The sequence below is a fragment of the Stenotrophomonas maltophilia complex sp. Om-AH-Sm3 genome, assembly GCF_059337855.1.
In genome coordinates this window covers 96785-112037 of record NZ_JBYBLQ010000002.1, presented here as the reverse complement: position 1 = coordinate 112037, position 15253 = coordinate 96785, and the positions used below count along the sequence as shown (strand labels likewise).

The window sequence follows — 15253 nt, the reverse complement described above, 5'->3', positions numbered from 1 at the left end:
CTGGTCCGCACACCTGCCAGCACCCTCAGACGATATCGTCGACCACGCCGCCATCCACGCGCAGTGCCGCACCGGACGTGGCCGAAGCCTGTGGCGACGCCAGGTACACCACCATGTTGGCCACTTCCTCGACCGTAGCGGTGCGCTGGATCACCGAAGACGGCCGGTGCGCCATCACGAACTCGCGGCCGATCTGTTCCAGCGGCTTGCCGCTGCGCTGGCGTTCATCCTCGAACATCGCGGCGAAGCCATCGGACAGGGTCGGGCCAGGCAGCACTGCGTTGACGGTGACGCCACTGCCGGCCACGCGCTTGGCCAGGCCGCGTGACAGTGACAGCTGCGCGGTCTTGCTGACCCCGTAATGGATCATGTCGGCCGGAATGTTGCGCGCCGATTCGGACGAGATGAACAGCACGCGGCCCCAGCCGGCATCGACCATCGCTGGCAGCAGCGCACGCGACAGGCGTACGCCGGACATCACGTTGGTCTGCCAGTAGCGCTCCCAGGTGGCGTCATCGGTCTCAAAGAAGTCCTGCGGGCCGAAGATGCCGGCGTTGTTGACCAGGATGTCGATCTTCGGCAGCCCAGCCAGCAGCGTATCGACACCGGCCGCATCGGAGAGGTCGGCGGCGACACCGAATACGTCGGCTCCCGGGACGGCCGCGAGCAGATGCTGGCGGGCGCGCTCGACGCTGTTGGTGCTGCGGCCATTAAGGACGACGCGTGCGCCTGCGGTGGCCAGGCCCAGGGCGATGGCCAGGCCGATACCGGCGGTGGAGGCGGTCACCAGCGCGGTGCGGCCGCTGAGTTCGATTTTCATGGTGATGATCCGGAGCGGGAGCTGCCCAGTATCCGCGTGGCGGCGTGATCGAACTGCATCGCCAGGTGCAACGCGCCGTTGCACGCGGCGATGCAGATCCACGCCCTGCGTGGATGGGATGCCCGCAGCGATGACGGATCAGGTCAGGTTGGTCACCGCCTCATTGGCCGCGGCACGCACCTTCGGCAGCATGCGCAGTACCAGCGCCATCTGGGTACGGATCAACTGCAGTTTCGGCGGCATCGCCTCGTCGATCTGCTCCAGCTCGGCGGCCACCGCGCGGTCGGCGTCGTTGTCATCGTCCGCGACCGGTTGCCGCGCGGTCAGCGCCGTCGCCAGCTGCTGAAGTGCCTTGCGCACGCGATCGCCCGCGGCCAGCGCCAGTGGATCGCCAGCGTAGCTGTCCACCTGGTCCCGGTGCGCACCCAGCGCCGACAGATGCCCCAGCAGCGTGTTGGACAGCGCCAGGAAGCGGAAGCCGGCATCCAGGTTGCGGCGCACGTGGCCGGGTTCGCGCAGCATGTTCGACAACGCGGTGGACAGCGCGGCGTCGGCGTTGTGCATGTCGCGGCGGGCGATGCGGTAGGCCAGGTCGTCGCGCATGCCGCTGCGGTACTGGCCCAGCACCGAATCCAGGTAGCGAGCCGCAGTGTCCAGCACGCGTGCCAGGACGAGATGCAGCTGCCGGCCCTGCCAGTCAGGCAGGATCAGGAATGCTGCCGCTGCTGCGATCGCGCAGCCCAGCAGCGTATCGACCATGCGCGGTACGATCAGCACGAAGCCGTCACCGATCAGGTTGAAGCAGGTCAGTGCCATCACGGTGATCGCGGCTGATGCCACCAGGTAGCGGTCGGTGCGGGTGAAGAAGAACAGCAGCGCAGAGAGCAGGGCGATCAGCAACTGCACGTGCAGCTGCGGGAACAGCTGCAGCAGTGCCCAGGTCAGCACCAGTCCGGCGACGGTGCCGACGATGCGCTGTGCCAGGCGCTGGCGGGTGGCACCGAAGTTGGGCCGGCACACGAACACGATGGTCAGCAGTACCCATGAACCGTTCTGTGCATTGAACAGCCGGATCGCTGCAAAGCCGGCGATCAGCGCCAGTGCCATGCGCAGGCCATGGCGGAACAGCACCGAGCCGGGCGTGAACTGCTGGCGGATGCGCACGCCCATCTCGCGCAGGGTATGCGGGTTGCTGTCGCGCAGGCGGGTGTCGACGTTGTCCAGGCTGGCTTCGGAACGTTCGGCATCCAGCAGGCGGCGCTCGATGCTGCGCAGGTTGTGAACCAGCAGGTCCAGCGAGCCGAGCAGGCGCTGCCACTGCGGGCGCTGCTGGTCACGCAGGTAGGCCAGCGCGTCTGCCAGGTCGCGCCCGGCCTGCTGGTTGCTTTCACCGTATACGAACGGACGACGCAGCCGGATCGCCTCGCCCAGGCGGGCACAGGCCTGGCCCTGCAGGTCGAGCAGGCGCTGGCAGCGGTAAAGCACATCGCTGTGGAAGAAGGCGTCCACCAGCGCGCCATACGGGTAGTGCGAGGAACTGGCGCGCTCGTGGAAATCCTGCGCCATGTAGTACAGGCGCAGGTACAGGCCGGAGTTCACCCCGGGCCGGCCGGAGCGGCCGAAGCGGGCAAGGATCGCTGTCTTGGCCTCGTTCAGTGCACCCACCACACGGCGGTTCTGTTCGGCCAGGTCGAGCTGGCGACGTTGCAGGTCGGCTTCGCGCACCGGCTCGAACAGCGCAGCCTTCAGCTGCAGGTAGCGGCCCAGCTCAAGGTACAGCCGCGCCACGCGTTCGCGCACCGGCCGGTTGGCGAACAACGCGGCCCACAGGATCGACAACAGCCCGTACCAGACCGCACCGGCCAGCAGATGGCTGACCGCTTCCAGTGCGCTGTGCAGGTCGCTGGCACCATGTTGTTCCAGGCCGATCATCGTGTAGATCGCCAGCGTCACCGTGGCCTGGGCAATGGATGCGTAGCGCTCGCCGAGCGCGCCAAGCAGGGTCAGGCCGAAGGTGGACAGTGCCAGCGCGCCGATGAAGATCCACGGCCACGGGAACAGCCAGATCACCGAAGCCGCCGCAATGCAGAAGCACAACAGGGACAACACCACGGCCTTGGTCCGGCCCCACCAGTTGTCGTCGGTTTCTGCGATGGCGCTTGCGATGATGCCGAGGAACACGCCGGGCAGGGCGGTCAGCGCCTCGAACTGCCAGCACACGGCCACGGCCGCGGTCAGCGCGATGAACACGCGCAGGCCGTAGCTGGCCTTTTCGTGGGCCCACAGTCGGCTGAGGCGGGATTGGCGGGCGGACATGCAGGCTCGGTGGAAGGGTCTTCCACCATTATTGCGGGCTGCGCGTGAAATATGGAGTGCGGACCAACGGTCCGCACCCACGGTGCTGCCCGGCCCTACATGTCGAACCGCACGCTCACAGCGAACGTGCGTGGCAGGCCTGTGCCGGCGTTGGACCAGTACTTCCGGTTGGCCAGGTTCTCGACGCTGGCGCGCACGGTCAGCGGATGACCGGAGGCGAGCAGGCGGTAGCCGATGCCTGCATTGACCAGCGTGTAATCGGGCAGCTTCAGGGTGTTGTCGGCGTCGTACCAGACATCGCCGTAGTAGCGCACCGCGGCGTATGTTTCCAGGCCATCCACCCACGGCAGCTGGTAGGTGGCGTGCACGACCCCGCTCCAGCGCGCCGCACCGGCGGTACGGTTGCCCTCCTGTGCAGCGCTGGCCGGGGACAGCCTGTCGTAGGTCGGGGCCAGCCAGGTGACGCCTCCGCCAACCGTGAGGACATCGCTGAGGTGCAGGTCGGCACTGGCCTCGATGCCTTCGTACAGCGTGATGCCGTCCTGCACCAGGCGCTTGCCGGCCGGTGTGAGTTCATCGATGTTGGCGCCACGTTCCAGCCGGAACGCCGCCACGTTCGCGTTCCAGCGCGCGGCCTCGGCCTTCGCGCCGATCTCGTACTGCTTGCTGAGGGTCGGATCGAGCACATCACCGGCGTTGACGTAGTTGTTGCCTACGCGGCTGCCCGCCTCCAGCGATTCGATGTAGCTGGCGTAGAGGGTGACCGCCTCGCTGGGCTTGAACAGCACGGCATAGGTCGGTGTGACCGGATAGGTGTGGTAGCGGCCCTTGGTCTCGTAATCGTTGTAGCGCCAGCCCGCCAGCACCGACCATCCGCTGCCGAGATCGACGGTATCGCTTGCGAACACGGCCTGCTGCACGGTCTCGTCGCCACGGGTCATCATCCGTGAACCGACGGCGTCATGGCGGATGTCATGGCGCTGGTACAGGTTGGCGCGGCCGATCAGGCTCCATTCGTAGGGACGGTCCCAGCCCAGCCCGGTCTGGTGACTGATGCCTGCCACCACCTGATGCTGCAGCGGACCGGTGCGGAAGCTGCCCTGCAGCATCGCCTGGGCCAGCCTCCACTCGCTCTTGCCACCCAGTTCATAGACGTTGACGTCATAGTCGCCATTGGGCGAATCGATGTAGGCGAAGATCTTGTTGACGTCATTCCACGAGGTGTTGACGCCGTAACTCAGGCTGGTTTTCCAGTCGCTGTTGATCTGCCAGTCCAAGCGGGTCGACAACAGGCTGGAACGAGTGTCGTAGTAGGTGCCGGGGACACTGTTGCCGGTATTCCCGGCGATCGGTCGCGGCAACGAGGTCAGTCCGCGGAAGTAGTATTGCGGCGATTCCTCGCGCAGGTCGCGTGACTGGAACACGCCGTCGAAGGTCCAGATCAGTGCGTCGCTCAGGCGCGCGTCCAGCGACAGTGCGCCCACCTTGCGATCGACGTGGCCACCATTGAAGGTCTCACCCTTTTCCTCGAAAGCATTGAAGCGATAACCGAACATCTGCTCGTTGCCGAAGCGGCCGCCGACGTCCATCCCGGCACTGACGATGCCCTGCTCGCGCCAGCCCAGCTGGGCGGAGAAGGTGGGCGTATCGGTCGGCTTCTTGGTGATGTAGTTGACGATGCCACCGGGGGCACCGAAACCATAAAGGAATCCACCCGGGCCTTTCAGCAGATCGACCTGTTCCATCACTTCCAGCGGCCACTCGGTACCCCACGAGGAAACCTGCAGGCCATTGACGCGATAGCTGTCGAAGTTCAGGTCGATGCCACGGTTGCGGATCGGCGAACTCCAGCCACTGGCATACGCGTTGACCTGGGTGGTGACCGAAGGGTCGAGCAGGAACGCTTCGCCCAGCGAGACCACTTGGCGCTGCTCGATCTGCTCGCGGCCCACGGCGGTGATCGCGAACGGGGTATCACGCAGCACGCGATCACCAAGGGCGCCGGTATCGGCGTGGGTGCGTTCGGCGGTGACCTTCACTGCATCCAGATCGGTGGCACTGCGGTTCCGATTGGTGCGCTCGGGTACGGACTGGGCATGCGCGGCACAGGCCAGTGACAGGGAAACGGCAAGCAGGGCCGGGCGGCAGAGTGGGTGCAGGAGCATGGTTCAGTCATCCTCGGCGAACGGCCACGCGCCATCCGCCCGCATGGGGGGAAAGGTTGATGGCTGGGATCACGCAGGCTTGCCGGAGAGGGCAGCGGGGCGCCGCGAAGGGGCGCAGGACCATGGCTGGAGGGGAATTGTTCTCTTTTCGTTACAGCACGTCAAACCCGGAGGCGTGCGGACCAACGGTCCGCACCCACCCTCCGCGCCGGTGGTAGTGCCGGCCGCTGGCCGGCAGATTCGCAGTACCGAAAACTAGATCCACGCCATGCGTGGATGGGCTCTACTACGCCCGCTGCGCGCGCTTGAGCAGCTTCGCTTCGCGCCTGCGCGCGCGACGGGCGCGCCAGCGCTCGGCCAGGCAGGAGAAGATCACGTACAGTGCCGGCGTACTGAGCAGGGTCAGGCTCTGCGAGAACAGCAGGCCGCCGATCATCGCGATGCCCAGCGGGCGGCGCAGCTCGGACCCTTCACCCAGGCCGATCGCCAGCGGCACTGCGGCCAGGATCGCGACCATCGTGGTCATCATGATCGGGCGGAAGCGCACGATGCTGGCCTCGCGTGCGGCATCGCGCGGCGCCAGCCCATGCTCGCGCTGCGCCACCAGTGCGAAGTCGATCATCATGATCGCGTTCTTCTTGACGATGCCGATCAGCAGCACCAGCGCGATCATCGAGATCACCGACAGCTCGGTGTTGCTGCCGAACAGGGCCAGCAGCGCACCGACACCCGCCGCCGGCAGCGTGGACAGGATGGTGACCGGGTGGATCAGGCTCTCGTAGAGCATGCCCAGTACCAGGTACACGGTCAGGATTGCGGCGAACACCAGGATCAGCATGTCGCTGGGATCTGAGTTGAAGCCGAAGCCCGCATCGTCGGCCAGGCGGATGTCGCCGGGCATGCGCATGCCGGCCACGGTCGCGTCGATGATCGCCTTGGCCTCGCCCATGCTCACGTTGGGAGCCAGGTTGTAGCTGAGGTCCATCGTCGTGTACTGGTTCTCGTGGGTGATCTGCGATGGGGCCAGGCCAGGCATCTGCGTGGCCACCGCGGTGATCGGCACCATGTCGCCGTTGCGCGCACGCACGTACACCTCATCCAGCGCCGCCGGGGTGGCTGTCTGCGAGGGCAGGGCATTGACCACCACGCTGTACTGGTTGATGTCCGAATAGATGGTGGAGATCTGGCGCTGGCCGAACGCACCATACAGCGCGCCGTCGATGGCGCCCACTGTGATGCCCAGGCGCGCGGCCTTTGCGCGGTCGATCTGGATGTTCTGGCGCAGGCCGGCATTGTCCACGTCGGTCCCGACGTCGCGCAGCTTCGGGTTCTTCTTCAGTTCCGCCTGCAGCTTGGGCAGCCATTCCTGCAGTGCGGCCAGGTCGTTGCCCTGCAGCGAAATGCGGTACTGCGCGCCCTGGCTGGAACCGCCGCCATCGTTGCTGGGCAGGTCCTGGATCGCGCGCAGGCGCAGCTGCAGGTCGGGATAGCGATCGGCCTTGGCGCTGAGGCGCGCCAACGCATGCGCGGTGGTTTCGCGGCGGCCTTCACTGCGAGATTTCAGCTCGATGTTGAACTGTGCACTGGAGCCCTGGCGGCCGCTGCCCAGGCGTACACCCACCGTCTTCACCGCCGGGTCGGCCATCAGCATGTCGGTGATGCGGCGCTGGCGCGCGACCATGTCCTCGAACGACACGGTGGCACTGGAGTTGGCGCGGCCCCAGATCAGGCCGGTGTCCTGCGGCGGGAACGCGCCCTTCTTCACCGCGCCGAACAGGAAGATGGTGACGCCGATCAGGATCAGCGGCGTCAGCGACAGGAGCAGCGCGTGGCGCAGCGAGAAGTCGAGGAATACGGTGTAGATGCGCAGCATGCGCTCGTGGCCGGCGTCCAGCCAGCGGCCGAAACGCGACGGCGGCGCGCTGTGGTCGTGCGCGCTGAGGAAGCGGCTGCAGAGCGCCGGGGTCAATGTCAGCGAGACGATCATCGAGACCACGATGGCCGCCACCAGGGTGACGGTGAACTCGCGGAAGAACGCGCCCATCATGCCGCTGGCGAACAGCAGCGGGATGAACACCGCCACCAGCGAGGCGGTGATCGAGACGATGGTGAAGCCGATCTCGCGCGCACCGGTCAACGCCGCCTGCATGCGCGGCATGCCCTCGTCGAGGTGGCGCATGATGTTCTCGATCACCACGATCGCATCGTCGACCACGAAGCCGATCGCGATCACCAGCGCCAGCAGGCTCAGGTTGTTCAGGGTGAAGCCCATCACGTACATGACCAGCGCGGCGCCGGCCAGCGACAGCGGCACGGTCACCGCCGCGATCAGGGTGGGTGCCAGCCGGCGCAGGAACAGCGCCATGGTCAGCACCACCATCGCCAGGCTGATCAGCAGGGTGATCTGCACTTCATGCAGCGACGAACGGATGGTCGGCGTACGGTCGAAGTACGGCGTCATCGTGGTGCCCGGCTGCAGGTAGTCGCGCAGGGTCGGGATCTGCGCCTTGACCCGGTCTACGGTCTCCACGATGTTGGCGCCGGCGCGGGTGAACACGTACATCACCACCGCCGGCTTGTGGTCGAACCACGCCGCCTGGTAGGCATCCTGCTGGCCGTCGTAGACGTTGGCGATGTCCTTCAGGCGGATCACCCGGCCGTCGCCCTGGGTCTTGACCACCAGGTCGGCGAAGTCGGCGGCGCGTGCCACCGAGTCGTTGGCGATGATCGCCGTGGTGGTGTTGCCATCGCTGAGGAAGCCGGTGGGCGAGGTTACGTTGGCCGCGCGCACCGCGTTGCGCAGGTCATCGGCGGTCAGGCCCAGCGCGTTCATCAGGCGCAGGTTGACGTCCACGCGTACCGCTGGCGTCGACGCGCCAGCGATGTCGACCGAGGCGACGCCGCTGATCTGGCGGATGCGCTGCGCCAGCAGCGAGTCGGCCACGTTGTAGAGCTCGTCGGCCGACTGCGTCTGCGAGGTCAACGCGATGGCGATCACCGGGTCGTCGTTCGGGTTCGCCTTCTGGTACATCGGCGAGCCCATGCCCGAAGGCAGGTCGGCCTGTGCCGAGTTGATCGCGGTCTGTACGTCCAACGCGGCCGAATCGATGTTGTGGCCGCTCTGGAAGATCATGAACACCAGCGAGCTGCCTTCCGAGCTCGACGAGCGCATGCGATCGATGCCTGGCAGCTGGCCGAGATGGCGTTCCAGCGGCGCGGTGACCGTCGAGGCCATGGTCGCCGCGTCGGCGCCGGACTGGCTGGCATGCACGAAGATCACGGGGATCTCGATGTTCGGCAGCGCCGATACGCCCAGGCGCAGGTAGCAGATCAGGCCGACCATGAACAAGCCGATGGCCAGCAGCGCGGTGCCGATCGGGCGGCGGATGAAGGGGCCGGACAGGTTCATCGTGCGGCCGCCCACGGCAGCGGGGCGTGGATCATGCCTGCGGCTCCTGCAGCGAACCCTCGCGCAGCGCACGCTGTTCGCGGCGGCGCGCCAGCCACTCGGAGAAGCGCTCCATGTACAGGTAGATCACCGGCGTGGTGTACAGCGTCACCAGCTGCGACAGCAGCAGGCCACCGACGATGGCGATACCCAGCGGGCGGCGCAGCTCCGAACCGATGCCGGTGCCCAGCGCCAGCGGCAGTGCGCCGAGCATGGCCGCGGCGGTGGTCATCATGATCGGGCGGAAGCGCAGCAGGCAGGCGCGGCGGATCGCCTCGTGCGCGTTGGCACCGGCGCGGCGCGCCTCGATCGCGAAGTCGACCATCATGATGCCGTTCTTCTTGACGATGCCGATCAGCAGCACGATGCCGACGATGCCATCCACCGACAGGCTCAGCCCGCACAGCATCAGCGCCAGCAGCGCGCCGACACCGGCCGGTGGCAGCGTGGAGATGATCGTGATCGGGTGGATGTAGCTCTCGTAGAGCACGCCCAACACGATGTAGATCACCACCAGCGAGGCCAGCAGCAGCCACACCACGTCGGTCTGGCTGCCGGTGAACTCGGCGGCCTTGCCGATGAACTCGGCATGCAGGTGGGTGGGCATGTCCAGGCTGTCCTTGGTCTCCTGGATCGCTCGCACCGCTTCGGACAGCGAATAGCCCGGCGCCACGTTGAACGACACGGTCACCGCCGGCAGCTGCTGCTGGTGGCTGACCACCAGCGGGGCGCTGCTGACCTTGCCTTCGGCCAGCGCCGACAGCGGGATGATGTTGCCGGCGCCGACGGTGATGCCGGTGTTCTGCGCGCCGATGCCGGTGGCGGTGGACGAGTTGGAGGAGGTGACCTGGCCGAAGCTGGTGGCATTGGTGCCGGTCAATGCGCCGGCGCCGTTGGAGGCGACCGCCAGCTGTTCCATCAGCGCGGTGCTGGTGCGGAACTCCGGTGCCACTTCCAGCACCACGCGATACTGGTTGAGCTCGGTGAAGATGGTCGAGATCTGGCGCTGGCCGAACGCATCGTAGAGCGTGTCGTCGATGGTCTGCATCGGCACGCCCAGCACGCTGGCCTTGTCGCGGTCGATGTTCAGCTCCAAGGCGCGGCCCTGGTTGGACAGGTTGTTGTCGACGTCGGCCAGTTCCGGGCGCTTGCGCAGCGCTTCGGTCAGGCGCGTGGCCTGGGTCGCCACCGTCGCCGAATCCACGTCCGACAGCGAGTACTGGTACTCGGTGGCGGCCACGCGGGTATCCAGGGTCACGTCCTGCACCGGCTTCAGGTACAGCGCCACGCCCGGAATGCCGGCCACCGCCTTCTGCAGGCGCGGCAGGATCTCATCCAGGCCATCGCGCTCGCCGCGTTCCTTCAGCACGATCGACAGCTGGCCCTGGTTGAGGGTGGGGTTCATGCTGCCGGCGCCGATGAAGGCCGACACGCCGGTCACGTCTGGATCCTGGCGCAGCGCTTCGGCCACCTGCCTGGTGCGCTGCTCCATCTGCGGGAAGGCGATGTTCTGGTCGGCCTGCACCACGCCGGTGATCAGGCCGGTGTCCTGTTCGGGCAGCAGGCCCTTGGGAATCAGCACGTACAGCAGCACGGTCAGCACCAGCGCGCCACCGGCCACGGCCAGGGTCAGCCGCTGGTGGCCAAGCACCCAGTCCAGGCTGTGCTCGTAGAGGCCGACGGTGCGCGTCCACAGGTTCTGCTTGCCGGCCGCCGCCGCGCGCTCATGCGCGTCCTCGCCCTCGGGCAGGGCATCGGGCTTGAGCAGGTAGGCGCACATCATCGGGGTCAGCGTCAGCGAGATCAGCATCGACAGCACCACGGCGATGCTCAGCACCCACGCGAACTCGTGGAACAGGCGGCCGGTGACGCCGGGCATCAGCAGCAGCGGCAGGAACACCGCCACCAGCGAGACCGTCAGCGACAGCACGGTGAAGCCGATCTGGCGTGCGCCGATCTCGGCCGCTTCCTTGCCACTCTTGCCCTGCTCGATGTAGCGCACGATGTTCTCGATCATCACGATCGCATCGTCGACCACGAAGCCGGTGGCCACCACCAGCGCCATCAGCGAGAGGTTGTCCAGCGACATGCCGGCGAAGGCCATCACCGCGAAGGTGCCGGCCAGCGACAACGGCACCGCCACCGAGGGAATGATCGTGGCCCACAACCGGCGCAGGAACACGAAGATCACCGCCACCACCAGCCCGATGGTCAGGATCAGGGTGAACTGCACTTCATGCACCGAGGCGCGGATGGTCTCGGTGCGGTCGTTGAAGATCTCCAGGTGCACGTCGGCCGGCAGCACGCCCTGCAGCTGCGGCAGGATGGCACGGATGCGCTCGACGGTCTGCACGATGTTGGCACCGGGCTGGCGGCGCACTTCCAGCAGCACCGCCGGCTTGCCATCGGCCCAGGCGGCCAACTGGTCGTTCTCCACGCCATCGATCACCTCGGCCACGTCCGACAGCCGCACCGGGCGGCCGTTCTTGTAGCTGATGATGGTGTCGCGGTACTCGGCGGCGCTGGCCAGCTGGTCGTTGGTGCCGATGCTGTAGGACTGGGTCTTGCCGTTCAACGAACCCTTCGGCGCATTGACGTTGGCCTGGGTCAGCGCGCTGCGCAGCTGTTCCAGGGTCAGGCCCATGTTCGACAGCTGCGCCGGATTGACCTGGATGCGCACGGCCGGGCGCACATTGCCGGCGATCGAGACCAGGCCCACGCCCTGCACCTGCGACAGGCGCTGGGCCAGGATGGAATCGGCGTAATTGTTGACGTCGCGCAGCGGGCGCGTGTCAGAGGTCAGTTTCAGGGTGACGATGGCCGCGTCGGCCGGGTTCACCCGGTTGTAGACCGGCTGGTAGGGCAGCGACGAGGGCAGGGTGGCCTGGCGGATCGCCGCCTGCACGTCCTGCGCGGCGATGTCGATGTCGCGGTCCATCGAGAACTGCAGGATGATCGTCGACAACCCGGCCGACGAGTCGGAGGTCATCAGCTCCAGCCCGGAAATCTGCCCGAACTGGCGCTCCAGCGGGGTGGTGACCAGCGAGGCCATGGTGGTGGCGTTCGCACCGGGGTACTGGGTGGTGACCACCAGGCTGGGCGCATCGATTTCCGGCAGCGCCGACACCGGCAGCTTGCGGTAACCGAGGATGCCCAGCAGCAACAGGCCCGCCATCAACAGCGAGGTGGCGATCGGGCGGCGGATGAAGATCGTCGAAAAGCCCACGGACTGATCCTTGCTGGCACTTCAATGTCGGCGCCGGCAGGTCCGCCGGCGCGAGGGAGAACCGTGGCCTGCGCTCAGCGCGGGCCACCACCGCGACGGCCACCGCCGCCTGCGTTCTTCTGCTCGGCTGCCTTCAGTTCGGCCTCGGTCGGTGCGGCCGGGGTCTCGCCCGGCTTCAGTGCGGTGACCTTGCTGCCCGGCTTCAGGCGGAACTGGCCTTCACTGACCACCCGCTCGCCGCCCTTCAGGCCTTCGGCGATCTGCACCTGGCTGTCGCCCACTTCCACGCCGCTGCGCACGGTCTGCATCTTCACCGTGTTGTCGCCCTGCACGACATAGACGTATTCGCCATCCGGGCCACGCAGCACCGCCTGGGTCGGGATGACCACGCCACCGGCGATCGTGCGCAGCTGCATGCGCACGTTGACGAACTGGCCCGGCCACAGGCCATTGTCGGTGTTGTCGAAGACCGCACGTGCCTTGAACGTGCCGCTGTCCGCACTGATCAGGTTGTCGACCACGTCCAGCTTGCCGTCGCCGGACAGGACATGCGAGTCGGCGCGGTCCAGCGCGGCCACCGGCACCGTGCCGGCGGCCTGTGCCTGGCGCACATCACCCAGCTGGCGCTCGGGCAGGTTGAACAGCACGTGGATCGGATGGATCTGGGTCAGCGTGACCAGCGCGGTGCCGGCGTTGACCACGTTGCCCGCATCGACCGCACGGATGCCGGCGATGCCGGAGATCGGCGCAGTGACCCGGGTGTACTGCAGCTGCACCTGCGCCGAGCGCATGCTGGCCTCGTTCGCAGCGACTGCGCTTTCGTACTGTGCCACTTGGTTTCGCTGTGTATCCAGATCGGTCTTGGCGACGTACTGGCGGTATTCCGGCGCGTTGGAGCGCTGGTAGTTGGAGCGCGCGGTGGCCAGCAGGGCTTCGTTCTGGCGCTTGGCTGCCGCGGCCTGGTCATAGCTGGCCTGGGCAGTGCGCGGATCGATCACCGCCAGCACATCACCCGGCTTCACTTCCTGGCCTTCGCGGAAATTCAGGCTCATCAGCTGGCCGCCGACCTGCGGGCTGACCGTAACGGTATTCATTGCGGTCACCGTGCCCAGCGCGCTGGCGTACACCGGTACGTCCTGGCGGGTGGCATCGACCACGGTCACCGGCACCGGGCCCGTATCCGGGTCTTCGCCGCCCTGGCGTGCGCCCGCAGCCGGTTTTCCAGCCTCGTCCTTGCCGCCGCCGATGACCCGCAGGCCGACCACGGCCAGCACCAGCACTGCCACGACCAGCAGCACGATCTTCCAAACACGTGACATTACGAGGACTCCAAAAGGGCTGGACCGGGCGCGACCCGGGGGCAATGCGCAAAGCATACCTGTGCCACATCACGTTTCCTGCATGACGGATGGGACGGGCGCTAAGACCGGATGCCGCGCCGGAGGTTCCCGTGGCGGCAGTGTTGCCCTACATTCAGCTGGAACCCCCTGCCGTGGAGATTGTGATGCGCCGTTCGCTGCTGCTGTCCGCCCTGCTGCTGGCCCTGCCGGCCCTTGCCCACGCCCAGGACGGGCAGCGCCCGGAAGTGACCGCCGCCGCGCAGCGGCTGCAGTCCAAGGTGATCGAGTGGCGTCGTGATTTCCACCAGCACCCGGAGCTGTCCAACCGCGAAGTGCGTACCTCGGCCGAAGTCGCCAAGCGCCTGCGGGCGATGGGCCTGAAGCCGAAGACCGGCATCGCCCACCACGGCGTGGTGGCGATCATCGAAGGCGGCAAGCCGGGCCCGAAGATCGCATTGCGCGCGGACATGGACGCGCTGCCGGTGACCGAGCAGACCGGCCTGCCGTTCGCTTCCAAGGCCACTGACCAGTACCGCGGGCAGACCGTGGGCGTGATGCATGCCTGTGGCCACGACGCGCACACCGCGACGCTGCTCGGCGTGGCCGAAGCACTGGTGTCGATGAAGAAGGACCTGCCGGGCCAGGTGATGCTGATCTTCCAGCCGGCCGAGGAGGGCGCGCCGCCGCCGGAAGAGGGCGGTGCCGCACTCATGCTGAAGGAAGGGCTGTTCGCCGATTTCAAGCCGGAGGCGGTGTTTGGCCTGCATGTGTTCTCCAGCGTGCAGGCCGGCCAGATCGCGGTGCGCGGTGGCCCGTTGATGGCCGCCTCGGACCGTTTCGGCATCAAAGTGATCGGGCGCCAGACGCATGGCTCGGCACCGTGGAACGGTGTTGACCCGATCGTCGCCACCGCCGATCTGGTCGGCACCGCGCAGACCATCGTCAGCCGCCGTGCCAACCTGTCCAAGCAACCGGCGGTGCTGACCTTCGGCGCAATCAACGGCGGCATCCGCTACAACATCATTCCCGATGAAGTGGAGATGGTCGGCACCATCCGCACCTTCGACGAAGGGATGCGCCAGCAGATCTTCGCCGACCTGCGCAACGTGGCCGAGCACACGGCCGCCGCGCACGGTGCCAAGGCGGTGACCGACATCTACGAATCGGAGGGCAACCCGGCCACGGTGAACGACCCGGCGCTGACCGCGAAGATGCTGCCGAGCCTGCAGGCGGTGGTGGGCAAGGACAACGTGTACGAGCCACCGCTTCAGATGGGCGCGGAGGATTTCTCGCTGTACGCGAAGGAAGTGCCTGGCATGTTCTTCTTCGTCGGTTCCACCAGCGTGGGCATCGACCCGGCGACGGCGCCGGCCAATCATTCGCCGAAGTTCCTGCTGGATGAGAAGGCGCTGGATGTGGGTCTGCGCGCGTTGCTGCAGGTGAGCCTGGATTACCTGCACGGTGCCGGCACTCCGGCGGGGTGAGGGTTTCCGGCAGGGCTTGCAGCCCTGGGTACGCGACATCGCATGCGCGCTGTCGCTCCCACAGTTCGCTGCGCGAACGGTGGGCCCCCCTTACCAGCTTCCAGACCCCTGCCGCTTCGCGGCCGCCCCCTGACTCAGGGGGCTTTCCTCCAGACCCGATCCCGTGGCTTGCCGGTAGATCCACGCCATGCGTGGATGGCAGACATCGAGAATGTCCGAAGGATCGGATTTTGATTTTCTGATCTTTCCCGTGGTGGATCGGCGGCAGAAATGTGTCGGGGGGCCGGGCGGGTGGGGCTGGCGGGGTATCCGCGCCATGGATGGCGCGGCTAAGCCTCCAGGGACGGATTCACGGCGTCCCCGCCAGCCCCATCCGCCCGGCCCACTCCCGGGAATCCAGGCTTTCGACGACCCAACACCCCACCACGGAGGGGCTTCGCCGTTGGCCGGCCCG

Annotated in this window: 7 protein-coding genes; 1 reads left to right on the top strand and 6 read right to left on the bottom strand. The window is 67.0% G+C overall.

Features of this window, described 5'->3' with window-relative positions; all coding sequences use genetic code 11:
- Positions 1–25: 25 nt before the first annotated feature.
- The 6 genes from AC10QF_RS03165 to AC10QF_RS03140 form a co-directional block, all read right to left on the bottom strand.
- Positions 26–820 (bottom strand): SDR family NAD(P)-dependent oxidoreductase, encoded by a 795-nt coding sequence (locus AC10QF_RS03165; protein ID WP_053500202.1) that lies wholly within the window; start codon positions 818–820, stop codon positions 26–28.
- 138 nt (positions 821–958) lie between these two features.
- Positions 959–3136, bottom strand: a complete 2178-nt coding sequence (gene yccS / locus AC10QF_RS03160; RefSeq protein WP_053500204.1) for a YccS family putative transporter — start codon at positions 3134–3136, stop codon at positions 959–961.
- A gap of 95 nt (positions 3137–3231) precedes the next feature.
- On the bottom strand, positions 3232–5301 hold the full coding sequence (locus AC10QF_RS03155) for a TonB-dependent siderophore receptor (RefSeq protein ID WP_494541725.1): 2070 nt from the start codon (positions 5299–5301) through the stop codon (positions 3232–3234).
- A 286-nt stretch (positions 5302–5587) separates the two neighbouring features.
- Positions 5588–8710: an efflux RND transporter permease subunit gene (locus AC10QF_RS03150; RefSeq protein ID WP_494541724.1), complete on the bottom strand. Its 3123-nt coding sequence runs from the start codon at positions 8708–8710 to the stop codon at positions 5588–5590.
- 31 nt (positions 8711–8741) lie between these two features.
- Positions 8742–11975 (bottom strand): efflux RND transporter permease subunit, encoded by a 3234-nt coding sequence (locus tag AC10QF_RS03145; RefSeq protein WP_065197067.1) that lies wholly within the window; start codon positions 11973–11975, stop codon positions 8742–8744.
- A 74-nt stretch (positions 11976–12049) separates the two neighbouring features.
- Positions 12050–13294: an efflux RND transporter periplasmic adaptor subunit gene (locus AC10QF_RS03140; protein WP_494541723.1), complete on the bottom strand. Its 1245-nt coding sequence runs from the start codon at positions 13292–13294 to the stop codon at positions 12050–12052.
- Positions 13295–13479: 185 nt separating this feature from the next.
- On the opposite strand from AC10QF_RS03140, the gene AC10QF_RS03135 reads away from it, so the two are divergent.
- Positions 13480–14799: a M20 family metallopeptidase gene (locus AC10QF_RS03135; RefSeq protein ID WP_155030218.1), complete on the top strand. Its 1320-nt coding sequence runs from the start codon at positions 13480–13482 to the stop codon at positions 14797–14799.
- The last annotated feature ends 454 nt before the right edge of the window (positions 14800–15253 follow it).